This window comes from Flavobacterium sp. FG19 (genome assembly GCF_057809475.1).
Genome location: NZ_JBMDKA010000015.1, coordinates 113,850 through 139,856, shown reverse-complemented (window position 1 = coordinate 139,856; position 26,007 = coordinate 113,850). Strand labels below are relative to the sequence as shown.

Sequence of the window (26,007 nt, the reverse complement as noted above, 5' to 3'; positions counted from 1 at the left end):
CTATTCTCTATATTCTTTTTTCTATTCTCTAAAATAAAAATAAAAAAATTAATCGTTAAGCTTCAATACCGCCATAAACGCTTCTTGCGGAATTTCAACGTTTCCTACCTGACGCATACGTTTTTTACCTTTTTTCTGTTTTTCAAGAAGTTTACGTTTACGCGAGATATCCCCTCCGTAACATTTTGCGGTAACGTCTTTACGAAGTGCTTTAATCGTTTCACGGGCAATAATTTTTGCTCCGATTGCAGCCTGGATCGGAATGTCGAATTGCTGTCTTGGGATTAATTCACGCAGTTTTTCGGTCATTTTTTTACCAATGTTGTAAGCGTTGTCTTCGTGAATCAATGCAGAAAGTGCATCAACTGTCTGTGCATTTAAAAGTACATCCAGTTTTACTAATTTAGAAGTACGCATTCCAATTGGTGAATAATCGAAAGAAGCATACCCTTTAGAAACGGTTTTCAGGCGATCGTAAAAATCGAATACAATTTCTGCCAATGGCATATCAAAATTCAATTCAACTCTTTCTGTTGTTAAGTAGGTCTGGTTGGTAATTAAACCACGTTTTTCGATACATAAACTCATTACGTTTCCAACGAAATCGGCTTTTGTAATAATCGTAGCTTTAATAAAAGGCTCTTCAACTCTGTCTAGTTTTGAAGGCTCCGGTAAATCTGAAGGGTTATTTACCACAATGGCTTTTTCCGGCTCTTTTTTAGTGTAAGCCAGATACGAAACGTTAGGAACGGTTGTAATTACGGTCATATCGAACTCGCGCTCTAAACGTTCCTGAATAATTTCCATGTGAAGCATTCCTAAGAATCCGCAGCGGAAACCAAATCCTAATGCTGCAGAACTTTCAGGAGTAAACACTAATGAAGCATCATTCAATTGTAATTTCTCCATAGAAGAACGTAAATCTTCGTAGTCTTCCGTGTCCACAGGATAAATACCGGCAAATACCATTGGTTTTACATCCTCAAAACCCGCAACCATATTGGTTGTAGGAACTTTTGCATCTGTAATCGTATCACCCACTTTTACTTCGCGGGCTTCTTTGATTCCCGAAATCAAATAACCAACATCTCCTGCCGAAACTACATTTTTAGGAACCTGATTTAGTTTTAAAGTTCCAATTTCATCGGCAAAATATTCATTATCAGTTGCCATGAATTTAATTTTCTGGCCTTTTTTGATTTCACCATTTACGACTCTGAAGATTACTTCAATACCGCGGAATGGGTTGTAAACCGAGTCAAAAATCAAAGCCTGTAAGGGTTCTTCAGGATTTCCTTTCGGAGCCGGAATTTTTTCGATAATGGCGGACAAAATGTTCTCTACACCAAAACCAGTTTTTCCGGAAGCGTGAATAATATCTTCTAATTTACATCCTAATAAATCGATAATATCGTCGCTTACTTCTTCCGGGTTGGCACTTGGTAAATCGACTTTATTTAAAACCGGAATAATTTCCAGATCATTTTCTAAAGCTAAATATAAGTTAGAAATGGTCTGCGCCTGAATACTTTGTGCGGCATCTACAATCAAAAGCGCACCTTCACAGGCGGCAATAGATCTTGAAACTTCGTATGAAAAGTCAACGTGTCCCGGAGTATCAATCAGGTTTAAGATATATTCTTCGCCTTTGTATTTGTATTCCATTTGAATGGCGTGACTTTTTATGGTAATACCACGCTCGCGCTCCAGGTCCATGTTATCCAGCAATTGCGCTTTTTCTTCACGTGCTGTAACGGTTTGGGTGGCGCTCAGTAATCGGTCTGCCAGTGTACTTTTACCGTGGTCAATGTGTGCAATAATGCAAAAGTTACGAATCTTCTTCATTTTAGTATATCAGTTCTCTATCCAGTTTTAAGTATTTTTTTGATGTAAAATACGCTGTAGCAATTGCTTCAACGCATCTTATTAGGGGGCAAAGATAGCGCAAAGTTTTGGATTCTGGAATTTAGTTGCACGATTTTGAGTTTTAAGGTCAAAATGCTGTTTTTCAGTGTGTAACGTATTTGTTCTTTTTTGATTACTGTTTCGTATTCAATCCAAAATCTGAATAATGTTTGTGTTTACAGATTTATTTCAATTGTTCTTTACAAAAAAAATAATGAAAATGCGTTTTTATCGGGTTATTGGTAAATTTTGTGCGAATAATTGTCGGTTTGGCTAAATATGATTATACTTGTAGTCAATTTAACCATAAGATTGATCAATTTTGGTTTTTATTATTTTCTCAGGATTCATCTGTGCACAAGGTAAATCTTAGGAATAATAAAGTGAGTTTTTACTATTTACTAAATTAAATCCAGACAAATTATGGAAAAACAAACCCTTAAACTTGCTGATAAATTTGGCAGGCTTACCAAAACAGAAATGAAAAATATTACGGGAGGGGCATTAGGAACGGTCTGCGGACCCAGAAATGGTGTACCAACTTCAATTTGTCCCAGTGGAAAAGGAGTTGCCGCTAATTCAGGAACCGAGGACCCTGCTAAATTTCCGGGAATTGTAGGAGGTTATTGTAATGTCATAATCGTGTGCATTCCTTAAAGAATACTAAAAATGCCTAAAGATTTTCTTTAGGCATTTTTTAAAATTCAAAATTGAATCCTTTTTTAGTCAGTTTTTTATAGATATCAGGATCAAATTTATAAAGTTTTGCGGCCCTGTGTGATACATCCTGTTGTTTTTCGTCGAGAGCCACTAATAATTTCATGTGCAGAATTTTTCTGCGGAAGTTGGATTTATCCAGTTCAATTCCCAAAATTTCTTCATACAAATGCATCAATTGCAGCAGTGTGAATTTTTCCGGCAGCAGATTAAATCCAATAGGTGCCTGTCGCACCCGGTTTCGGAGCTGCATTAAACTGAAATTTAAAATTTCATTGTGGTCAAATATTAAATTTGGAATTTCATTAATCCTGCACCATTTTGCTTCGCGTACATCTAAACTGGCTTTTACATCATAATCTTCCTGATTCACAAGGGTGTAATAACCAATAGTTACAATACGCCGGTCCAGAACACGACCCGGATTTGTAAATGCTTTTAACTGTTCGAGATAAATATTATCAAGACTGGTAAGTTCATATAGAATTCGGTGTGCGGCCTCATCGGCACTTTCTTCCCTTTTCATCCAGCCTCCCAGCAATCCCCAGCTGCCTTCACTTTCTCCTCCGGCATGCTGTACCAGCAGTACTTCAAGACTTTCTTTTTTAAAACCAAAAATAACACAGTCAACCGAAATGCCATCAATTTCCGGAGTTATAGTATTGACGGTAATGCAGTCGTTTGCTTGTGATTTTTTCTTAGATGATAATGCCATTTTATGCCTTTATAAGCGATTTTTTAAAATTCAAAATTGAAGCCTTTTTCAGTCAGTTTTTTGTAAATATCGGGATCAAATTTATATAGTTTTGCTGCCCTGTGTGAAACATCCTGCTGTTTTTCATCTAAGGCAGCTAATAATTTCATATGCAGAATCTTTCGGCGGAAATTGGATTTGTCCATTTCGATTCCGAGGATTTCCTCATAGAGATGCATTAATTGTAATAATGTAAATTTTTCAGGCAGCAGGTTAAAGCCAATAGGTGCCTGGCGAACGCGGCTGCGGAGATGTCTGAGACTGTAAGCCAGAATTTCATTATGATCATAAATCAGATCAGGAATACTGTTGATTTTATACCATTTGGCATCCGAAGCCGTAAAACCGGCCTTAATGTTATAATCTTCTCTTTTTACAAGGGCGTAATATCCTATCGTAATTACACGTCGTAACGGGAAACGATCCGGATCTCCAAAAGCTTTTAACTGCTCCAGATAAATATTATCAAGTCCCGTAAGTTCATTTAATAAACGATGTGCGGCGTCATCAGTACTTTCTCTTTTATAAATCCATCCGCCGGGAAGTCCCCATTTTCCTTTACTGATACCTTCTGCATGCTGTACTAAAAGTACTTCCAGACTTCCTTCATCAAAACCAAATACCACACAGTCGATTGTGATGGCATTCATGGCATTTTGTTCGCTTTTTACAACAGAATCGTCATCCCCTTTTTTATCCATATGCGAAATTAATTTTGACAAATTAAACAAATAAAATGCATAACTGCCTTTTTTTGATTATTTAATATTTTTTTAACAAAGCAAAAAATTGAAAATCAGTTGTTTGAAAATTTTCAAAAAAATGATTTTGAAATTTAGAATCTTTAAACAATTGATTGTCAGTTTTATAATACGTTATTTTTCTCTAAAAAAAATACTTCTGTTTTGTCTGATAACTTATGGTATTGCTAAAAAGACCTCCTTATAAATCAGAATCAAAAAAAAATAACCTTAATATTTTGCTAAAATAGAAAAAAAGTTTTACACTTGTAGTCAAATTTACCATAAGATAAGTTCAATATGACTATAAGTTTTGAAAATACTTTTTTTAAAAGTGCTTATCCGGGCAGAAAAGCAGGCAGGAACTCTTTGTTTTTTGAACCTGCTATTTAAAAGAAAACTTACACTTTAATCAATAAAAACCGTAACTAACTTAATTTAAACCAACTCTTTTACTATGAAAAGCAAAGATTGTATTCAAACAACCGTGTTTTCGTTTTGTACGACACTGTTGTTTAGCTTATTTATGATGCAGTCGGGTTTTGCTCAGGCACAATCCAAAACTGTAAATGGAACTGTAACATCGGCTGTTGACGGAATGGGAATTCCGGGAGCTACTGTTGCCGTTGAAGGGACTAAAATTGGTGCTGCCACTGATTTTGACGGGAACTATAAAATAGAAGCCAAAACAGGAGATGTTCTTGTTTTTACTTTTATCGGATTTAAAACTCAAAAAGTAACAGTAGGAACTCAAAAAACGATCAACATTACCCTGCAGGAAGAAACAGCAGAACTGAAAGAGGTAGTGGTAATTGGATATGGTTCACAAAAGAAAACTCTGGTAACCAATGCAGTTACTCAGGTTAGTGGTGAAAGCCTTGCCAAAACCAATACTACAAATGCACTTCAGGCACTTCAGGGACAGGCGGCCGGACTTCAGATTACGTCTACTTCAGGACAGCCGGGAGAAGGTTTGAATGTAGTAATCAGAGGAGTAGGTTCTACAGCAGGAAGTAACCCGCTGTATGTAGTCGACGGAATCCTGACAGGTGATATTTCGTATCTGAACAACTCAGATATTGAATCTATTTCGGTTTTAAAAGATGCCGCTTCGGCTGCGATTTACGGTTCGCAGGCCTCAAACGGGGTAGTGCTGGTAACCACTAAAAAAGGAAAACGAGGTGCAACAGGACAGATAACATTCGATCAATATTATGGTGTACAGTCAGTGGCCAGAAAAGTGGATATGCTGGATGCCAGAGAATATGCGACTATATTAAATGAAGCGAGAGTGAACTCTGGTAATACTCCTTATTTTACCAATGACCAGATTGCTGCTATGGGATCCGGAACGAACTGGATGGACAAAATGCTGACTGAAAATGCGGCAACAAAAAATTTCTCTTTTGGAGCATCCGGAGGTTCTGAGACTTCCGTTTATTCTACTTCTTTGTCTTATTTAGGACAGGAAGGTGTAGTTGGGGGAAAAGATTTATCAAATTATGAGCGTTATAATTTCAGATTCAACTCAGAGCATAAACTATATAAAGATGTAGTGACTTTAGGAGAAAATTTAAGTTTTGCCTATGTTGATAAAAACGGAATTGGTGTTGGTAATCAGTACAACAACTCTTTAAGAAGTGCCTTTCAGGTCACTCCTTTACTGCCAATGTACGATGCAGACGGAAACTATTTTGATACTTCAGCCAGTACCGAGCCATGGTTAACAGGTATGGCAAATCCGTATGCTTTAATGGTTTACAATAACCAGAATGAAAGCAACAGTCAAAAGTTATTAGGAAATGTTTACCTGCAGATTCAGCCGGTAAAAAACCTGACTTTCAGAACCAGCTTAGGTCTTGATTATAATGTAAGTGAAGGGCATTCGTACTCTCCTGTTTACAGATTATCGATTTATGCCAACAGCGCTTTTGACAGAGTAAATCAAAACATGAATAAAAACAGAAGTATCAACTGGGATAATTTATTGACGTATAAATTTAATGTAGCTGATAACCATCATTTTGAAGCTATGGCCGGAACTTCTTACATTAATTACAACAGCACTGCGATAGAGGCTGCCAATGCAGACTCCGTTTTTAATGATTTAGAACATGCCTGGCTGGACAATACCACGAATAAAGACGGTGCGAGAATGTCGATGAAAGGAAATAAATTCGAAAATATCTTAATGTCGTATTTTGGAAGATTAAACTATAATTATAAAGAAACCTACTTATTAAACGCGACTTTAAGAGCAGATGGTTCTTCTAAATTTGCTCCGGGCAACCAATGGGGGTATTTTCCTTCTGTTTCCGGAGGATGGGTAGTGTCCAATGAAGAATTCCTGAAAGATTCAAAAGTGATAGATTTCTTCAAATTAAGAGCGAGCTGGGGTCAGGTAGGTAACCAGAGTATCCGTTCTTTTCAATATTTAGCATTGGTAAAATCAAATAATACCAACTATACTTTTGGAGATAAAGAAGGGGTTCTTACTCCGGGAAGCTACCTTCAGAATATAGCCAACCCAAGTTTAAAATGGGAAACTTCAGAGCAGATTGACCTTGGTTTTGATGCCCGATTCCTGAACAATGCCTTAAGTGTCAATTTTGATGTGTATAAAAAAACAAACAAAGACTGGCTGATTCTGGCGCCTATTTTGGCTACAGCAGGTGCTGATGCTCCTTTTATTAATGGTGGTGATGTAGTGAACAAAGGGGTAGAGTTAAGTTTAAATTACCAGAACAAAATTGGAGATTTTAATTATAGTGTAAGTGCAAATGGGGCCTATAATAAAAATACAGTAGGGAAAATACCAACATCAGACGGAATTATTCATGGTTTAAATGCAGAACTTTATGATAATTCAGGTGAGTTTTACAGAGCCGAAAACGGTCATCCGTTAGGTTATTTCTGGGGTTATAAAACCGGAGGGGTTTTCCAGAACCAGGCTCAGATCGACAACTACAAATCGGCAAACGGAGTAGTACTGCAGCCTAATGCAGCTCCCGGAGATCTTATTTATGTAAATACAAACGGAGATGATAAAATTGATGCTTCTGACAAAACAAGTATAGGAAATCCAAATCCTGATTTTACTTACGGTTTTTCTGTATCAGCCAGTTATAAAGCTTTTGACTTTTCACTTAATGCAAATGGTGTTGCCGGAAATCAAATTGTACAATCTTACAGAAATCAGTCCAATGCTTACGGAAATTACACTTCGGCCATCCTAGACCGCTGGCATGGTGAAGGTTCTTCAAACACAATGCCGAGGGTAACAATGGATAACCGAAACTTTACACAGTTTTCAGACCTGTATGTTCAGGATGGCGATTTCTTAAGAATCAATACCGTGACTTTAGGATTTGATTTAGCCAAAATGAAACAATCAAAACCATTTTTTGCAAGTCAGTTCAGAGTATATTTCTCCGTATTAAATCTTTACACTTTTACGAAATATGACGGAATGGATCCTGAAATAGGATTTGGTTCTTCAAATGATGATCAGAAATTTTCATCAGGTGTTGATGTGGGGTACTATCCAAGACCGAGAACATTCATGTTAGGTCTAAATGTTAAACTTTAATACATAAAAAAATGAAAAATACCTATTTATATATTTTCTGTTTGAGTTTATTGACTCTGGGATCCTGCAGTTTAGAAACGGAACCTTTGACACAGCAGACAGATACAAACTTTTATAAAACTACAGACGATGCTTATGCTGCCTTAGTAGGATGTTATGACGGACTGCAGGTAGCAACCGGAGCTTCAGGAATGGGAGTTCCTGTGATTAGTGAAGTAATGTCTGATGATTGTTTTGGAGGAACAGGAAATTCAGACGGTTACAATTATGCAGCTGTAGACGAATTTGATATTACCCGTTCTCCGGCTGATGTGGACATGCTTAACAACAACTGGATTGCGTATTACAAAGCATTGTACCGTTGTAATGTTTTGTTGTCTAAAATGGATCAGATTGACTGGAAAGACGATACCACTTTAAGAAAAACATACGAGTCTGAAACAAAATTTATCAGAGCCTATCTGTATTTTGAAATGGTACGTTTATGGGGAAATATTCCTTTACTGACGGCGCCTTCGACTGAAAATATACCTCAGGCGGCTCCGGAAGAAGTATATAAAGTGATTGCTCAGGATTTGGTTTTTGCAGCAGATAATTTACCTTCTACAGCTTATAATACTACCATTAGCGGACGTGTAACAAAATGGGCTGCCAAATCTTTGCTGGGACGTGTTTATTTGTATTACACAGGATACTATGGAAAAACAGATTTAGCCGGAGTAGTGACTAAAGCACAGGCTTTAGGGCATCTGGAAGATGTTATTGCATCCAGTGGACACGGATTACTAGATGATTTTTCGACACTTTGGCCGGCAGCTTCTGTAGATAACTACGCAGGAGAAAGCAACAAAGAAATCGTGTATTCTATTAAATATACTTATACCAGTGACTATAACGGAAATACAGATGGCAACCATTGGTTAGTAATGTTTGGAATGAGAGAATTCTCATCATACCCTTACGGACGCGGCTGGGGAGTAACTGTAAATGCAAAGTTATGGAATGCTTATGCTGCTAACGATACAAGACGTGTGGCGACTGTAATAGGAATTGCAGAAGAAGATATTCCATTTGATAAGTTAAGTAACCAAAGAGAATATACTGGTTACTACAACAAAAAATATTCTCCAATGGTAGACAAAGACGGAAAAGACCTTCCGCTTACTATGGGAAGCCAGTTTTGGGATATCAGTCAGTTTCAGGATTATGTGGTTTTACGATATGCTGATGTATTGTTGATGGCTGCTGAATTAGGAAGTGGCAATGCGCAGGCCTATTTTGACCAGGTAAGACAAAGAGCTTACAAAACAGGCTATACGGCTCTTCCGGTAACGCAGGAAAATATTATGACCGAAAGACATTTAGAGTTTGCTCTGGAAGGAATCAGATATTGGGATTTATTACGTCAGGGAATTGGTAAAGCTTCTTCGACTATTGCGGAGACCACTACTTTGTTAAACGGGGGTGCTGCGGCTACTAAAACAATTTCTGCAGGTAACATTGAAAAAACTAAAGGATTACAGCAAATTCCAAACACCCAGATTACCTTATCAAGCGGAGTGCTGAAACAAAATGCCGGCTGGTAATTTTAACTAAAAAACAAAAGAAATGAAAAATATAAAAATAATAATCACGTCATTTTTGATGCTGGCCATGCTGGTATCCTCTTGTTCGCCTGACAGTTATTCTCTGGACAGCGCCCTGGATAAATCGGATATACATTTTGAAATTACTCAGGACTTAGCAACTGATCCGGGAGGAAATACCGTTATCATGAAAAATACAACCCCGGGAGTAGTACTAAACTGGGATTATGGCACCGGAAAATCAGATAAAGCTGTTGAAACTGTGCGATATGCCTTTAAAGGAAGTTATACCATTAAAATCTCAGCTGTTACCGGAGGAGGAATTGTAGAACTGGACCCGGTTACTATTACGGTGAGCGAAGACAACCTCAATTATGTTAATGATCCGCTTTGGACCGCTTTGTCAGGAGGAGTTGGAAAACAAAAAGTATGGATAGCCGATAACGGTAAATACGGTATGGCTCCGGGAGCAATGTCATATGCAGATCCAAGTACAACAGTAGAATGGAATAATTTTACACCAAACTGGGAACCGGAAGGAAATGCTAATTCAAGTACAGATGCAGACATGCACTGGGGCAGAACAATGACATTTAATCTTGAAGGCGGGCCGTTCATGAAAATTAACGAAGCCGATGGTACCCTGGTAGAAAGCGGAACTTATTTCTTAGATATTAATACACATACTTTAACCACAACGGGAGCCACAATTTTAAGACCGGACAATTATATTGCAAATGCGACGAACTGGAATAGTAATATTAAGGTATTAAAACTTACTGAAAACCAGCTGAGAATTGCCATTATGAGAACGAACAGCGAAGGGCCATGGTGGTATATCTGGAATTTCGTTTCAAAAGAATATGCAGACAGCTATGTACCGCCTGTAACGGGACCAACGTATGATGAAGGTTTCAATCCGAAATTTACTTCAGGAGAATTATTAAAAATGCTTACCGGAGGCGCTGGTACAGGAAGAGTCTGGGCTTTAGACGGTGATGGAAATCCGGTGGACTGGATTGGAAAAGGAAAAGGATGGACAACCGGGGCTTCAAGTTCTTACAACTGGGGCTGGAATGATGACTGGGCAGCAGCAGCAGGTAATTCATGGATTCGTTTTGATCAGTTTGGAGGAAAACTTAATTATACCAGAAGTCAGAATGGTGTAGTTACCGCCGGATTGTTTACAATTGATGAAGAAAAGAATGAGATCAATTTAGGAACGAATACATTAATACAAAATTCAGGCAGCTGGATGAACCCGACAACCAGTGTTATTAAAGTGGTAAAAGCATTTAATAATGATTATCTTGTAAAAGGTATTTGGTTTGGAACTTCCTACGATGCCGGTAAGGACGAATGGTTTGTATTCCATTACATAATTCCTTAAAATTGAATAGATTTTTAATTACTAATAACTTGGAAGCAGTATCCAGACTGCTTCCGGGTTATTAAAATTTACAGACTATGTTTCACCTTATTTCATTCAAAAAAACAGGATTACTTTTGGCAGGTCTGCTGTTTTTAGCAGCATGTAAAACACCGACTGATCAAAAATTCAGCAGCCGTAAAGTTTCTTTTAATGCAGACTGGAGCTTTCATTTAAATGACAGTATTGCAGACAAAGATACCATTGGAACTTCTACTAAATGGAGAACACTCGATATACCGCACGACTGGAGCATTGAAGGCAAGTTTGATGAAAAAAGCCCCGCAGGATATGGGGGTGGAGCGCTTAACGGAGGCCTGGGATGGTATAAGAAAACATTTTCAATAGACTCTTCAGATATAAATAAAAGAATAGCAATTACCTTTGACGGCGTTTACAGGAACAGCGAAACCTGGGTAAACGGCCACTATTTAGGAAAACGTCCAAACGGATATATAGGTTTTCAATATGAGATTTCACCTTACTTAAATTATGGTGAAAAAACCAACGAAATTATTGTTAAGGTCGACAATTCAAAACAACCTAATTCACGCTGGTATTCAGGTTCAGGAATTTTTAGAAATGTCTGGATCGAAACTACAGATAAACTTCATGTAGAGCAATGGGGAACTTATATTACGACCCCAAAAGTTACTGCTGAAAAAGCTTCAGTACACTTAGAAACGACAATTAAAAATCAATATGCTGAAGAAAAAAAGGCAGTCGTTACAACCACTATTTTTAAAGAAGAAACTAAAGTAACCTCGGTTACCCAAAATATAACAATTGGCGCTCATACCAGTCAGATCTTAAAACAATCGGCCGAGGTTGAAAGTCCTGCTTTATGGTCAGTTGAAAACCCGGAATTATACACAGCAGTTACAGAAATTTTGGTAGATGATACAATTATTGATCAGTATAAAACCAATTTTGGAATCAGAGATTTTAAATTTGATTTGAACAAAGGATTTATTTTAAATGGAAAACAGGTTAAAATAAAAGGCGTTTGTCTGCATCATGATTTAGGTCCGCTTGGTTCAGCCATAAACACCCGTGCCATCGAACGCCAGTTAGAGATTATGAAAGAAATGGGCGTAAACGGAATTAGAACTTCCCATAATCCGCCGGCTCCGGAACTTTTGGACCTTTGCGATAAAATGGGTTTCATTGTCATGGATGAAGCTTTCGATATGTGGAAACAAACCAAAACCAAATACGATTACGGAAATGACTGGGATAAATGGCACAAACAGGATTTAATAGATCAATTGCTTCGTGACCGAAATCATCCCAGTATTTTTGTTTGGAGTATCGGAAACGAAATTCTGGAACAATGGAATGAGAAAGGAGCTGCAATCGCCAAAGAATTAGCTGCTATCACACGCCAGTACGATAAAACCCGTCCGTTAACTGCAGCGATGAATCCGCCGGTAAACATGAATATTGATGCTGTAACTTTACAGTTTGAGAAAAAAAACATTCAGTTTAATGCCATTGCCGCTTCGGGTGTTTTAGACCTAATCGGATACAATTATGCACATCAAACGTACGAACATCATCAAAAAAACTTTCCCAATACTCCTTTCATTGCAACCGAAACTACTTCAGGTCTGCAGACAAGGGGCTATTATGATGCCGTTTCAGATACCATTAAAAAATGGCCGGTAAGATGGGATGTTAAATTTACAGAAGGAAATCCGGACAATACCGTTTCCGCTTACGATCAGGTACAGACACCGTGGGGATCCACACACGAAGCCACCTGGAAAATCATTAAAAAACATGATTTTCTTTCCGGTATGTATATCTGGACAGGTTTTGATTATATCGGAGAACCAACACCTTACGAATGGCCGTCAATCAGTTCGTATTTCGGAATTGTAGATTTAGCCGGTTTCCCGAAAGACGTATATTATATGTACCAAAGCGAATGGACAGACAAAACCGTTCTTCATATTTTCCCGCATTGGAACTGGAAAGCCGGACAAATCATTGATGTTTGGGCGTATTACAATAAAGCCGATGAGGTGGAACTTTTCGTAAACGGAAAATCAGTAGGAAAAAGAAGCAAAAAAGGAGACGATTTGCATGTTATGTGGAGAATTCCTTTTGAAGCTGGAACCCTAAAAGCCGTCTCCCGTAAAGCCGGAAAAGTGGTTTTAGAAAAAGAAATCAAAACGGCTGGGAATCCTTCACAATTAAAAATGACTGCAGATAGAAGTACTATCAAAGCTGATAAAAATGATTTGTCTTTTGTAACAGTTGATATTTTGGATGCCAATGGAACTTTAGCACCAAATGCCAATAACGAAATTAATTTCTCTCTAAAAGGAAACGGAAAAATAGTAGGCGTTTGCAGTGGAGATCCTGTGAGTCACGAATCGTACAAAGGAAATAAACATACGGCTATGGCTGGAAAATGTCTGGTTGTGATACAATCCGGAGATACATCAGGAAGATTAGAATTAACAGCAAAAGCAAATGGATTAAAACAATCCACAATAGTGATTACAACAGAATAATTTTTGAAATTTTAAATATAGCTTACAGATTAAAGGATTAAAAAGATTTAAACCTGCTCAATCTGCGAGAGAAAAGAAAAATAAAAAAATCCTTTCGAATTCTTTTAATCTGTGGCAAAAAAATAAAAACTAACCCATGAAAAACTCACAATTAACCGCATTAGTTTCTGCTTTTGTTTTGGGATTTCTAGCTGTGCCAAAAGTGACAGCACAAATTCAGAATGCAGATGTGCTGAACGCCCCAATCGATATCAGTAAAGATTTTCAGAACTATCTGAATACGTTTTATTTTGCAGACGAATTGGCTTCTTTTGATCCGGCAACAGCAAAAGGAACTATCAAATACTTGAGATATAATTACAAAACGCGTCAGGCTTTCAACAACATGATGATGAAACCGGATGTAGAAAAAGCGAACGAATTCCCAACAACAGAATACGCAGAATCTCCTGTTCTGCCATTCGAAATTCAGTTTGTTTCAGACAGAACCGTTCGTATCAAAACGACTTCTGGTCCACAATTTCATCCGCAAAAAGAATCATTGATGCTGGTTGACGGTGTGGCTCCAAATCATCCTGAATTATGGAAATACGCTAAAATCGAAGGCGGCCACAGTTACACCAGTAAACATGGAAAAGTGGAAATTTTGACCAAACCCTGGCACGTAAAAATCTATGATGAAAAAGGAAAACTGCTGACCAGTACACTTCACGATACAGATTTTAAAAATACATACACGCCAACACTTCCGTTTTCTTATGTTCGCAGAAACAGTGATTATTCAAGAAGTATGGGCGCGGCGTTCAGCTTAGAGCCAGATGAAAAAATATTTGGTTGTGGTGAGTCATTTACACAATTCAACAAACGTGGTTCAAAAGTAGTTTTATGGACGGATGATGCGAACGGAATCCAAAATGAAACCATGTATAAACCAATTCCGTTTTACATGAGCAGTCGTGGTTACGGAGTTTTCATGCATCACTCAACTCCAATTACAGTGGACTTTGGAAAATATTTCTCAAGTGCCAACGAAATGTACATTGGAGATGACGAAGCTGATTTGTTTTTCTTTATCGGAGAACCAAAAGACATTTTAGATCAATATACGAATCTGACTGGAAAAGCGGCAATGCCACCACTTTGGTCTTTCGGATTCTGGATGAGCCGTATTACGTATTTCTCTGAAAAAGAAGGAAGAGACGTGGCAAGAGATTTACGTAAATACAAAATCCCAACCGATGTGATTCACTTTGACACAGGCTGGTTTGATGTAGATTGGAGAAACAACTACGAGTTTGCAAAATCTCGTTTCCCGGACGCTACAAAAATGATGGCTGATTTGAAGAAAGACGGATTCCAGGTTTGTCTTTGGCAATTGCCTTATTTTACACCAAAGAATACTTTGTTTCCTGAAATTATGGATAAAAACTTAGCCGTAAGAGACAGAAAAGGAAATCTTCCGTACGAAGATGCTGTTCTGGATTTCTCAAATCCTGAAACCATTTCCTGGTATCAGGGAAAACTGAAAAAACTATTTGATGAAGGAGTAGCGGTTTTCAAAGTAGATTTTGGAGAAGCAGCACCACCGGATGGAATTTACCATTCTGGAAGAACTGGTTTCTACGAGCATAATTTATATCCGTTACGCTACAATAAAGCAGTTGCAGAAATTACTCAGAAAGAAAAAGGATATACTTTAATCTGGGCCAGAAGTACCTGGGCAGGATCACAGCGTTATCCATTACATTGGGGAGGAGATTCTGAAACTACAAACGGCGCGATGTCGGCAGAATTACGCGGCGGACTTTCATTAGGTCTTAGCGGATTCAGTTTCTGGAGTCATGACGTTGGAGGTTTTGCAACCAAATCTCCTGAGAACATTTACAGAAGATGGACACCGTTCGGGATGTTTACTTCACACGTAAGAAGCCACGGTGAACCGCCTCGCGAACCTTGGTTGTACAGCAAAGAATTTTTGGAAGGATTTAGAAAAGCTGATAATATGCGTTACGAATTGATGCCGTATATCTACGCTCAGGCAAAAGAAAGTTCTCAAAAAGGACTGCCAATGATGCGAGCACTTTTTGTAGAATATCCAAACGATCCGGGAGCCTGGTTAGTGGATAACGAATATTTATTTGGATCCAGTATGCTGGTGGCACCACTTTTTGAAGAAGTTGAGGAAAGAGATGTTTACCTTCCGGAAGGAACCTGGATTGATTATCAAACTAAAAAAGTGTACCAATCTGGCTGGCATAAAATCAAAGCTGGCGAAGTACCAATCGTAGTTTTAGTAAAAGACGGAACTGCAATTCCACACATCGGTTTAGCGCAGTCAACAAAAGATATGGATTGGAGCAAGCTAACCTTAAAAGTATTTGCAAGCGATAAAACCACTTCGGCAGCAGCCAAAGTATTTTTACCAGAAGGTGATGTAGTTCAGGAAATAAAAGTGAACAAAAATGGAAACAATTTCGATATAACAGCAAATCCATTAAACGGAAAAACCACTTTTAAAACAGAGTGGGCTAAATAAAAAAGTTAGCCGCTAATTGCACGAATTTCCGCGAATTGAATGGATGTTAATTTGTACAATTGTTTCGCCTGTTCGCTATCGCTCGGGTTGCGGCAAAATATATAGCCACAGATTACACAGATTAAAAGGATTAAAAATCTGCTTAAATCTGTTGAATCTGCGTGAAAAAAAAATATTTAAACACATAGAAACATAGGATTTTGTTTGCGAATAAAGAAAGCAAAAAGAAACTAGTTTCTAACACATAGAAAGCTATGAGAATTTATGCAAGTGAAACGCCTTTTTTAGATTCCAATCAGCTATGATTCTATGTGTTTAAAAAATATAGCCACAGATTAAAGGATTAAAAAGATTAAAATAAATCTGCAAAATCTGCGAGAAAAAAACAGCCAAAGAATTGAAAAAAAATCATTTTAATCCTTTTAATCTGTGGCAAAAAAAAAATCCCAACTTAGGATAAAAATAAGTTTTTGTTGAGTTTTTAAATCGGGTGAAAGCTTTGCGACACCCGATTTATTAAAAAATGAATTTAAGAAAATGACCATGAAAAAACACCTGATTCTTCCCGCTTTATTACTTTCTGTTTCGATAGGGTACAGCCAGAAAAATAAAAATGCTTACGAACTGGCATCGCCAAATGGCCAGAATAAAATCAAATTTGAGCTGATCAAAAATGCTCCTAAATATGCCGTTTCCCACGGAAAGACAGAAGTCATTTCTCCGTCTGATATGGGATTTTTGCTAAAAGGTAACGAAGACTTAAGTTCCAATTTTGAAATAAAAGGAGCTAAAACTTCGACTTTTGACGAAGCCTGGGAACAAGTTTGGGGAGAAAAGAAAAACATCAGAAATCACTACAATCAATTGGTAGTCGATTTACAGCAGAAAACTGGAAACAAAAGAAAATTACAGATTCAGTTTCGTGCTTTCGACGATGGAGTAGCTTTTAGATATGTGTATCCAAAACAAAATGTAAAAGACAGTATTTTCATCATGGATGAAAAAACGACTTTCAACTTAAAAGAAGATGGAAAAGCCTGGTGGATTCCGGCAAACCGACCAGATCGTGACGAATATTTATTTAAAGAAGCGCCGGTAAGTACATTAGATACGGTTTTAACGCCACTAACAATCGAAAGCAAAAGCGGATTAGCGTTAAGTTTCCACGAAGCAAACCTGATTGATTTTGCGAGTATGACTTTGGTAAACACAAAAGGAACAGAATTAAAATCGGATTTGGTGCCTTGGGCTGACGGAATTAAAGTTCGTGTTAAAGATTCGTTTACTTCTTCCTGGAGAACGATTCAAATTGGAGAAAATGCAGGTGAATTGATTACTTCTTATTTGGTTTTAAACCTAAATGAACCAAACAAATTAAAAAACACCAACAATTATTTCAAACCGTATAAATATTTAGGAATTTGGTGGGGAATGCATATTGGAAAATATACTTTCTGGGAAAGCGACAAACAAGGAGCAACAACCAAACACGCTGAAGAATATATTGATTTTACTGCAAAAGAAGGTTTTCATCATTTATTAATCGAAGGTTGGAATAAAGGTTGGACGCCAGCTTGGTATGAAAACCGTATGCACATGTTCAGCTTTACGAAAAGTGCAGATAATTTCGACTTAGAAAAAGTGGTGGAATACGGAAAGAAAAAGAATATTGAATTAATCGGATATCACGAAACAGGCTCGAACTTAATCAATTATTTAAAGGAAGTTGACGAAGGTTTTGCTTTATACAAAAAATTGGGAATCCATACTGTAAAAATCGGTCACGTTGGTTCTAAACTGAATATGAAACAAATGCACTTCGGGCAGTTTGGAGTAAATTATTTCAGATACATTTTAGAAAAAGCAGCGCAATACGATTTAGCGGTTTTATACCATGAATCAATTAAAGATACAGGAGAAAGAAGAACTTTCCCAAACATGGTTTCGAGAGAAGCAGCGCGCGGACAGGAATATAACGCTTGGAGCGAAGGAAATCCGCCAAACCATTTGACTATTATTCCGTTTACAAGATTGCTTTCCGGTCCGATGGATTTTACGCCTGGAATTTTTGATGTTGAGGTAAAACAAGGTTATCCGGGAAAAAGAATTCAGGGAACAGTAGGTCAGCAGCTGGCATTGTATGTAACGATTTATTCTCCAATTCAAATGCTGGCCGATCTTCCGGAAAATTACGAAGGAAAACCAGCTTTGCAATTCTTAAAAGATGTTCCAACGGATTGGGAAGACACTAAAATCTTAGAAGGAAAAATTGGTGAATACATTACAACAGCAAGAAAAGACAGAAACAGCGCGGATTGGTATTTAGGAACTTTGACAAATGAAAAACCAAGAAATGTAGAAGTTTCATTATCATTCTTAGATCCAAACGCGACTTACGAAGCACAGATCTATGTTGATGCTGAAGGAACAGATCAAAAACACAATCCGGAAGCGGTAGCCATTTCTAAGAAAACGGTAAAAGCTTCAGATAAATTACAATTGAAATTAGGCGGAGCTGGAGGAGGTGCTGTGAGATTTAAAAAATTGTAATCCGTAAAGATTTCTGTAGAGACGCACTGCAGTGCGTCTAACATGTAGTTAGAAAATAAAATATTTAGCCACAGATTACGAGGATTAAAAGGATTATTACTCTCGCAGATTTGGCAGATCATGCAGATTTTTTTTAAATTTTTAAATTTTTAAATTTTTAAATCAGCAAAATCAGCAAAATCTGCGAGAGAAAAAAGAGAAAAATCCTTTAGAATCCTTTTAATCTGTGGCAAAAAAAAATAAAACCATTTTCAGATGAAAAGAATTTTAATAGCACTCGTTTTAATTCATTCAATCCAAATCATTGGACAAAACAATAATGCTGAAAATCGAATCATAAAAGTTGATTTCAAAAAAGAAGCAGGAAAATTAAACACCATGTTCAAAGAATGCATTGGTGCGGGAAGAGCAAACGAAGGTCTTCGGGCAGACTGGCAGCAGCAATTGGCATTGGTAAAAAAAGAATGCGATTTTAAATACATCCGTTTTCATGGTTTATTGACAGATGATATGGCCGTTTACCGTGAAGACGAAAAAGGAAATCCGGAATATAATTATCAATATGTAGACGTTTTGTTCGATTTTATTGTAAGTCTGAAAATGAAACCATTTGTAGAATTAGGCTTTATGCCGAATGCTTTAGCAAGCGGGAAAGAAACTATTTTTTGGTGGAAAGGAAACGTAACTCCGCCAAGAGATTATAAAAAATGGGAAGATTTAATTAGAAATCTAACACAGCATTTTAAAGAGCGTTATGGAGATGAAGAAGTAAAAACATGGTACTTTGAAGTTTGGAACGAACCGAATTTATCCCCGGGTTTTTGGACAGGAACACAAGCCGACTATTTTAAATTGTATGAATATACCGTTCGGGGCGTAAAAGCAGTGAATGCGGCATATAAAGTTGGCGGACCGGCAACAGCAGGAGCAGCCTGGGTTCCGGAAACTATTGCATTTTGTGAAGAAAACAAAGTGCCAATCGATTTTATTTCAACACATACGTATGGAGTAAAACATGGCTATCTGGATGAATTTGGAACTTCAGGAACAATTTTAAGTCAGGATGAATTCAGTGTAAGCGGAGATGTTTTGAATTCAAGAAAACAGATTGAAGCTTCGGCTAAGCCAAATCTTGAATTGCATTACACAGAATGGAGTACCTCTTATACACCGGCAGATCCTATTCACGACAGCTACCATTCCGCAGCGTATATTCTGCAGAAATTAAAGCAGGTTGGAAACGCTGCAAATTCCATGTCGTATTGGGTTTTTACGGATATCTTTGAAGAAGCCGGGCCAAGATTTACACCTTTCCATGGCGGTTTCGGATTACTGAATACACAGGGAATTAAAAAACCGGCTTATTTCTCCTATTATCTAATGAATAAATTAGGAGAAACCGAACTGCAGAACACAGATAAAAATTCGTGGATAACCAAAAATGAAAAAGGCGATGTACAGCTTTTGCTCTGGGATTTTACCAATACACATCCGGGAGATAAAGAACTGAATCAGACGTACTATATTAAGGACCTGCCATCAAAACCCAAAGGTGTTGTAAAAATTGAAATAGACCATCTGGACAAAGGAAATTACAATCTGGAGATTTATAAAGTAGGGTATAAAACACACGATGTTTATGCCGATTATCTGGCCATGAACAGACCAGCTCAGTTAAGTAAAGAACAGGCAAAACTTCTTAAAGAAAAAAACAGCGATTGTCTGACGGCATCCGAAAAAATAAAAATCGATTCAAAGGGCACCTTCAGCAGAGAAATTACCATCAGCGAAAATGATGTTTATATGTTTAGATTTGTGAAACAGTAAACTAACTATATATAAAAACTAAAAACCACAACCAATGAAAAACAAATTCATATACTTTTCGGCCGCACTGGCGCTTATGTTTTTCGTTTCATGCAAAAATGAAGCACAGAATCCGGCGGCAGAATCTGCTCAGAAAGAATATACAGGAAAAGAAATTAGTACAGATCATGACGCCGAAATCGACAAACTGATTTCGCAGATGACCCTGGAAGAAAAAGTAGGAATGCTGCACGGAAACAGTATGTTTGCCAACACAGGTGTAAAACGTTTAGGAATTCCGGAATTAAAAATGGCCGATGGTCCGTTAGGAGTTCGTGAAGAAATTTCAAGAGACAACTGGGCCCCGGCTGGCTGGACAAATGATTTTGCAACTTATTATCCGGCAGGAGGTGCTTTGGCTGCTACCTGGAATGCCGAAATGGCGCATACTTTCGGAACCAGTTTAGGAGAAGAATTACGAGCCAGAGACAAAGACATGTTACTTTCGCCGGCCATCAATATGGTAAGAACACCGCTGGGAGGAAGAACTTATGAATACATGTCTGAAGACCCGTTTTTGAACAAAAAAATCGCAGTGCCTCTGATTGTGGGTTTACAGGAAAAAGATGTAATGGCATGTGTGAAACATTACGCTGCCAACAATCAGGAAACCAATCGTGATTTTGTCGATGTACAAATTGATGAACGTACCCTTCGCGAAATTTATCTTCCGGCTTTTGAAGCTTCGGTAAAAGAAGCAAAAGCCTACAGTATCATGGGCGCTTACAATAAATTCAGAGGTGAATATTTATGTGAGAACGATTATATGCTGAATAAAATCCTTCGTGACGAATGGGGATTCAGAGGAGTTGTGGTTTCAGACTGGGCTGCGGTACATTCTACAGCAAAATCTTTAAAAAGCGGTTTAGATATTGAAATGGGAACACCAAAACCTTTCAATGAATTTTTCTTAGCCGATAAATTAATCGCAGCAGTAAAATCCGGTGAAGTTTCAGAAAAAGAAATTGATCTGCATGTAAAACGTATTTTAAGAGTTTTATTTCAGGTGAAAGCAATGGGAGGCGGAGAACGTGCCAAAGGAAGTATCGCAACCGAAGCACATTATCAGGATGCCTACAAAATTGCCGCTGAAGCCATTGTATTGTTGAAAAACGAAAATAATGCCTTGCCATTAAAACTGGACGGAGTAAAATCTATTGCCGTAATTGGTAATAACGCAACAAAGAAAAATGCTTTGGGCGGATTTGGTGCCGGAGTAAAAACCAAAAGAGAAGTTACACCTTTAGAAGGGCTTAAAAACAGACTTCCCTCATCAGTTAAAATCAATTATGCTGAGGGATATTTGGAACGTTATGACGAGAAAAATAAAGGAAACTTAGGAAATATTACTTCTACGGGACCCGTTACAATTGACAAATTAGATGATGCAAAAGTTAAAGAAGCAGTAGAAGCCGCTAAAAACTCAGATGTGGCTATCGTATTTGCAGGATCTAATCGTGATTATGAAACAGAAGCTTCAGACCGCAGGGATTTACACCTGCCTTTTGGGCAAGAAGAATTAATTAAAAAAGTCATCGAAGCGAATCCAAAAACGATTATAGTGATGGTGGCGGGTGCTCCGTTTGATATTAATGAAGTAAGTAAAAAATCGTCTGCTTTAATCTGGAGCTGGTTCAACGGTTCGGAAGGAGGAAATGCTTTAGCCGATGTGATTTTAGGAAAAGTAAATCCGTCAGGAAAATTACCATGGACCATGCCAGCTGCTTTAAAAGATTCTCCTGCCCATGCTACAAACAGTTTCCCCGGAGACAAAACCGTAAATTATGCTGAAGGACTTTTGATTGGATACCGTTGGTTTGATACTAAAAACATTGCACCGTTATATCCTTTTGGTTATGGACTTTCCTATACCACTTTTGCTTTTGGAAATGCCAAAACAGATAAAACTTCTTATACAGAAAACGAAACAATTGTAGTTTCTGTTGAAGTAAAAAACACAGGAAAAGCTGACGGAAAAGAAGTTGTACAATTATATTCTTCTAAATCAGATTCAAAAGTAAGCCGTGCAGCGCAGGAATTAAAAGGATTTGCCAAAGTACAGGTGAAAGCCGGAGGATCTGAAACCGTTACTATTAAAGTTCCGGTAAAAGAATTAGCTTATTATGATGTTACTGCCAAAAAATGGACAGTAGAACCAGGAAAATACACTTTGAACGTGGGGAATTCTTCAAGAGACTTAAAATTCAAACTTGACGTAACAATTAAATAAGATGAAAAATACAATTAAAACTTATTTTTTAAGTACCATTTTATGTTTCTCTTTTTTAAGCATCTGGGCCTGTAGTTCAGACAAAGAAGAAGAAAAAACAGCAGCAGCCAAAACACTGACCGTAGATACAAATAAAATAGATTTTACGGGAAAAGGAAATGAAGTAAATCTAAAAGTTACGACTAATGTTCAGGCCTGGACGATCAGCAGTGCCAATACAAGCTGGCTGCAGTTAAGCCAGACATCAGGTGTTTCCGGAACTGTTCTGGTAAAAATTACCGCTTTGGAAAATACTACTACTCAGGCAAGAACTGCCGTTGTAACCATAACTTCCGGTGAAGCTTCAACGGTGCAGATCGCCGTTACTCAGGCTGCCGGAACCCCCGTGCAGACAGGATTATATCCAAGTTATAACACCAATCCTATTGCGGCCGATGCCTCAGGAATGGGAAGCACAGCTGTACAGCTGGCAGCAAAAATAAAGCTGGGCTGGAATATTGGGAATACAATGGAAGCAACCGGAGGCGAAACGGCCTGGGGAAATCCTAAAGTAACCAAAGCTCTGATCGATGCCGTAAAAGCCAATGGATTTAACGCGATAAGAATTCCGTGTTCCTGGAACCAGAATATGTCAAACGCATCAACAGCGCAAATTAGCACTGTATGGCTGAACAGAGTAAAAGAAGTTGTTCAGTACTGCATTGACAATGATATGTATGTATTGGTAAATATTCATTGGGACGGCGGCTGGCTCGAAAACAATATTACCGAAGCCAAAAAAGCAGAGAACAATGCCAAACAAAAAGCCTTCTGGGAACAAATTGCAACCCATTTACGTGGTTTTGATGAACACCTGCTTTTTGCCAGCGCTAATGAACCTGCAGTAGATGAAGCCGCTCAGATGTCGGTCTTAAATTCCTATCACCAGACTTTTATTGATGCCGTACGTTCAACGGGAGGAAAAAATGCCTATCGTACTTTAGTCGTTCAGGGACCTACTACTGATATTGAAAAAACAAACAAATGGATGACTACTTTACCAACAGATACTGCCGCAAATCGTATGATGGTTGAGGTGCACTATTATTCACCATGGAATTTCGCAGGAATGACCAAAGATGAAACCTGGGGTAAAATGTTCTATTACTGGGGAGCCGGTTTCCATTCGACAACCGATACAGAAAGAAATCCAACCTGGGGTGAAGAAGCCGATTTAGAGAAATATTTCAAATTAATGAAAACCCAGTTTGTCGACAAAGGAATTCCGGTTTTATTGGGAGAGTTTGGAGCTATCCGAAGAACAACCTTAACCGGAGACGCTTTGACCTTACATTTAAATTCGAGAGCCTATTATTTAAAAACGGTGGTAAAAACAGCAAAAGCAAACGGATTATTACCTTTTTACTGGGATGAAGGAAGCACAGGAAATAATGGTTTTGGAATCTTCAACAGAAACGATAATTCTGTTTTTGATACGCAGGCTTTAACAGCTTTAAAAGAAGGATTACAGTAAAAAAACTTTCGAAACCATATAAGTGATATAAGATAATTTAAGATTAGATTTCATTCTGAATTTAGATTTGGTTATATCACTTGTGTGGTTTTAACTATTTTAAATCACGCATTATGAAAAAAAGTTTGATAGTTATCTTGTTGGTATTTAGCATGTTTTCTAATGCTAATGTCAAAATGCCTCTATTGTTTTCTGACGGAATGGTGCTGCAGCGGGACAAAAAAATCCCAATTTGGGGTTTTGCCGATGCCAATGAGAAAATAGAAGTCCATTTTAACAAACAAATTCAAAAAACAACAGCAGATAAAAACGGAAAATGGACTCTCAATTTAAATTCAGAAAAAGCCGGCGGACCATTTGAATTGATCATTATTGGAAAAAATAAAATTACGATCAAAAATGTTCTGGTAGGAGAAGTCTGGATTTGCAGCGGACAATCGAATATGGAATTTCAGGTTTTCAAAACGATGAATTCCGAAAAAGAAATTGCGGATGCTAATTATCCAATGATTCATCATTTTGGAATAGCACAGGATTTAAGCGGCACTCCAAAAGATGATTTAAAACAAGGAAAATGGGAAGAAGCCAATAAAGAAACTGTTGGTAATTTTACGGCAGTGGGATATTATTTTGCCAGAAAACTGTATGCAGAATTAAAAATTCCAATCGGGCTCATTAATACTTCCTGGGGCGGAACCAATGTGGAAACCTGGACAAGCCGTGAAGCTTTCGAAAATAGTCCGGATTTTAAGGCTATGATCGCCGATGTTCCTACCGTAGATATCAATGCCATTTTTGAAAGCTATAAAAAATCAGTTTTAGACAATCTGAAAAAAGTACAGGGTTTTAATGTTTCGATGGAAAATGAAGATCAATTTAAAAAAACTGATTTTCAGGATAAAAACTGGCCGGAAATCAAAGTCCCTTCACTTTGGGAAAACCAGCAGATTGGTAATATCGACGGAATTGTCTGGATGCGAAAAACGATTGTTTTAACCGCAGAACAAGCAAAAAAAGAAGCCGTTTTACATTTAGCAAAAGTTGATGACGAAGATCAGACCTTTGTAAACGGTGTCCCAATTGGAACAAACAATCTTTGGGATGCCAAAAGAGTTTATAAAATCCCGGCAAATGTCTTAAAAGAAGGAACAAACGTAATCGCCGTAAGAATTACAGACTACAGCGGCGGCGGCGGTATCTATGGCGATCCGGCCGATTTAAAAATAGATTTTAAAGATTCCAATCTTCCATTAGAAGGACTCTGGAAATTCAACGTTGTAAAGGTTAGAATCGAAGTTTCGCCAAACAGTTATCCGTCCTTATTGTACAATGCGATGGTAAATCCTTTAGTACCTTACGCCTTTCAGGGAGTTTTATGGTACCAGGGCGAAGCCAATGTCTGGAGAGCCAAAGAATACAAAAAATCATTTCCGCTAATGATTACCGATTGGAGAACAAAATTCAAACAAGGAAATTTTCCTTTTTACTTCGTTCAATTGTCCACTTTTGATGAATTTGGCGGCAATAGCCAAAAAGGAAGCCGCTGGGCAGAACTTCGGGAAGCACAGTCTGAAACCTTAAAACTGCCAAACACAGGAATGGCCGTTACAACTGATATCGGAAATGCCAAAGACATTCACCCAACCAACAAACAAGATATTGGATTACGCCTGGCAGCGATTGCAATGAACAATCTTTATGGTAAGAAACAAGTGCACAGCGGACCAGTGTACAAATCACAGGAGATAAAAGGGAATCAGATTATTTTAACGTTCGACCATATTGGCAGCGGACTGTCAACACTAAATAATGATGACTTAAAAGGATTTGAAATAGCAGGAGCTGATAAAGTTTTTCATCCGGCAAAAGCAGTTATAAAAGACAATAAGATAATTGTTTCAGGTGATAAAGTTCAAAATCCCGTGGCAGTTCATTACGGCTGGGCAGATGACAATACCGAAATCAATCTTTTTAACAAAGAAAAATTCCCGGCTTCACCATTCAGAACAGATAATTGGGAAATGATTACGGCTGGTGAAAAATATAAAGTGAGTAAGTAATAATTTCAGA

14 protein-coding genes are annotated in these 26,007 nt (G+C 37.8%); 11 read left to right on the top strand and 3 right to left on the bottom strand.

Annotation, left to right across the window (positions count from 1 at the left end):
- Window positions 1–48: 48 nt before the first annotated feature.
- On the bottom strand, window positions 49–1,845 hold the full coding sequence (lepA, locus tag ACODST_RS16110; protein ID WP_488933126.1) for a translation elongation factor 4: 1,797 nt from the start codon (window positions 1,843–1,845) through the stop codon (window positions 49–51).
- 483 nt (window positions 1,846–2,328) lie between these two features.
- Between lepA and ACODST_RS16105 the strand changes: the two genes are divergently transcribed.
- Window positions 2,329–2,562 (top strand): hypothetical protein, encoded by a 234-nt coding sequence (locus tag ACODST_RS16105; RefSeq protein ID WP_488933125.1) that lies wholly within the window; start codon window positions 2,329–2,331, stop codon window positions 2,560–2,562.
- A gap of 40 nt (window positions 2,563–2,602) precedes the next feature.
- On the opposite strand, the gene ACODST_RS16100 is transcribed toward ACODST_RS16105, so the two are convergent.
- Together ACODST_RS16100 and ACODST_RS16095 are read right to left on the bottom strand one after the other, a co-directional pair.
- Window positions 2,603–3,337, bottom strand: a complete 735-nt coding sequence (locus ACODST_RS16100; protein ID WP_488933124.1) for an NUDIX hydrolase — start codon at window positions 3,335–3,337, stop codon at window positions 2,603–2,605.
- Between the two features lie 23 nt (window positions 3,338–3,360).
- Entirely contained in the window at window positions 3,361–4,077 is a 717-nt protein-coding gene (locus ACODST_RS16095; RefSeq protein ID WP_488933123.1) for an NUDIX hydrolase, read from the bottom strand.
- A gap of 496 nt (window positions 4,078–4,573) precedes the next feature.
- Between ACODST_RS16095 and ACODST_RS16090 the strand changes: the two genes are divergently transcribed.
- From ACODST_RS16090 to ACODST_RS16045, 10 genes are all read left to right on the top strand, one after another.
- Complete coding sequence (locus ACODST_RS16090) at window positions 4,574–7,705, top strand: SusC/RagA family TonB-linked outer membrane protein (protein WP_488933122.1); 3,132 nt, start codon at window positions 4,574–4,576, stop codon at window positions 7,703–7,705.
- A gap of 11 nt (window positions 7,706–7,716) precedes the next feature.
- Window positions 7,717–9,291 carry a RagB/SusD family nutrient uptake outer membrane protein gene (locus ACODST_RS16085; RefSeq protein WP_488933121.1) on the top strand — a complete coding sequence of 525 codons (1,575 nt, stop codon included), beginning with the start codon at window positions 7,717–7,719 and terminating at the stop codon, window positions 9,289–9,291.
- Window positions 9,292–9,313: 22 nt separating this feature from the next.
- Window positions 9,314–10,681 (top strand): hypothetical protein, encoded by a 1,368-nt coding sequence (locus tag ACODST_RS16080; protein ID WP_488933120.1) that lies wholly within the window; start codon window positions 9,314–9,316, stop codon window positions 10,679–10,681.
- Window positions 10,682–10,758: 77 nt separating this feature from the next.
- The gene (locus ACODST_RS16075; protein WP_488933119.1) at window positions 10,759–13,242 is read left to right on the top strand and encodes a glycoside hydrolase family 2 TIM barrel-domain containing protein; all 2,484 of its coding nucleotides are present in this window, start codon (window positions 10,759–10,761) and stop codon (window positions 13,240–13,242) included.
- A gap of 136 nt (window positions 13,243–13,378) precedes the next feature.
- The gene (locus ACODST_RS16070; RefSeq protein WP_488933118.1) at window positions 13,379–15,778 is read left to right on the top strand and encodes a glycoside hydrolase family 31 protein; all 2,400 of its coding nucleotides are present in this window, start codon (window positions 13,379–13,381) and stop codon (window positions 15,776–15,778) included.
- A gap of 543 nt (window positions 15,779–16,321) precedes the next feature.
- Window positions 16,322–18,328, top strand: a complete 2,007-nt coding sequence (locus tag ACODST_RS16065) for a glycoside hydrolase family 97 protein (protein ID WP_488933117.1) — start codon at window positions 16,322–16,324, stop codon at window positions 18,326–18,328.
- A gap of 255 nt (window positions 18,329–18,583) precedes the next feature.
- On the top strand, window positions 18,584–20,155 hold the full coding sequence (locus tag ACODST_RS16060; protein ID WP_488933116.1) for a GH39 family glycosyl hydrolase: 1,572 nt from the start codon (window positions 18,584–18,586) through the stop codon (window positions 20,153–20,155).
- 34 nt (window positions 20,156–20,189) lie between these two features.
- Window positions 20,190–22,424, top strand: coding sequence for a glycoside hydrolase family 3 C-terminal domain-containing protein (locus ACODST_RS16055; protein WP_488933115.1), 2,235 nt, complete (start codon window positions 20,190–20,192; stop codon window positions 22,422–22,424).
- Window position 22,425: 1 nt separating this feature from the next.
- Window positions 22,426–23,937, top strand: a complete 1,512-nt coding sequence (locus tag ACODST_RS16050; RefSeq protein ID WP_488933114.1) for a cellulase family glycosylhydrolase — start codon at window positions 22,426–22,428, stop codon at window positions 23,935–23,937.
- A 113-nt stretch (window positions 23,938–24,050) separates the two neighbouring features.
- On the top strand, window positions 24,051–25,997 hold the full coding sequence (locus tag ACODST_RS16045; protein ID WP_488933113.1) for a sialate O-acetylesterase: 1,947 nt from the start codon (window positions 24,051–24,053) through the stop codon (window positions 25,995–25,997).
- Window positions 25,998–26,007: the final 10 nt, after the last annotated feature.

Bases quoted from the DNA above. Each gene is read 5' to 3' on its own strand.
- lepA (WP_488933126.1), bottom strand. From the start codon at position 1,845: ATGAAGAAGATTCGTAACTTTTGCATTATTGCACACATTGACCACGGT.
- ACODST_RS16105 (WP_488933125.1), top strand. From the start codon at position 2,329: ATGGAAAAACAAACCCTTAAACTTGCTGATAAATTTGGCAGGCTTACC.
- ACODST_RS16100 (WP_488933124.1), bottom strand. From the start codon at position 3,337: ATGGCATTATCATCTAAGAAAAAATCACAAGCAAACGACTGCATTACC.
- ACODST_RS16095 (WP_488933123.1), bottom strand. From the start codon at position 4,077: ATGGATAAAAAAGGGGATGACGATTCTGTTGTAAAAAGCGAACAAAAT.
- ACODST_RS16090 (WP_488933122.1), top strand. From the start codon at position 4,574: ATGAAAAGCAAAGATTGTATTCAAACAACCGTGTTTTCGTTTTGTACG.
- ACODST_RS16085 (WP_488933121.1), top strand. From the start codon at position 7,717: ATGAAAAATACCTATTTATATATTTTCTGTTTGAGTTTATTGACTCTG.
- ACODST_RS16080 (WP_488933120.1), top strand. From the start codon at position 9,314: ATGAAAAATATAAAAATAATAATCACGTCATTTTTGATGCTGGCCATG.
- ACODST_RS16075 (WP_488933119.1), top strand. From the start codon at position 10,759: ATGTTTCACCTTATTTCATTCAAAAAAACAGGATTACTTTTGGCAGGT.
- ACODST_RS16070 (WP_488933118.1), top strand. From the start codon at position 13,379: ATGAAAAACTCACAATTAACCGCATTAGTTTCTGCTTTTGTTTTGGGA.
- ACODST_RS16065 (WP_488933117.1), top strand. From the start codon at position 16,322: ATGAAAAAACACCTGATTCTTCCCGCTTTATTACTTTCTGTTTCGATA.
- ACODST_RS16060 (WP_488933116.1), top strand. From the start codon at position 18,584: ATGAAAAGAATTTTAATAGCACTCGTTTTAATTCATTCAATCCAAATC.
- ACODST_RS16055 (WP_488933115.1), top strand. From the start codon at position 20,190: ATGAAAAACAAATTCATATACTTTTCGGCCGCACTGGCGCTTATGTTT.
- ACODST_RS16050 (WP_488933114.1), top strand. From the start codon at position 22,426: ATGAAAAATACAATTAAAACTTATTTTTTAAGTACCATTTTATGTTTC.
- ACODST_RS16045 (WP_488933113.1), top strand. From the start codon at position 24,051: ATGAAAAAAAGTTTGATAGTTATCTTGTTGGTATTTAGCATGTTTTCT.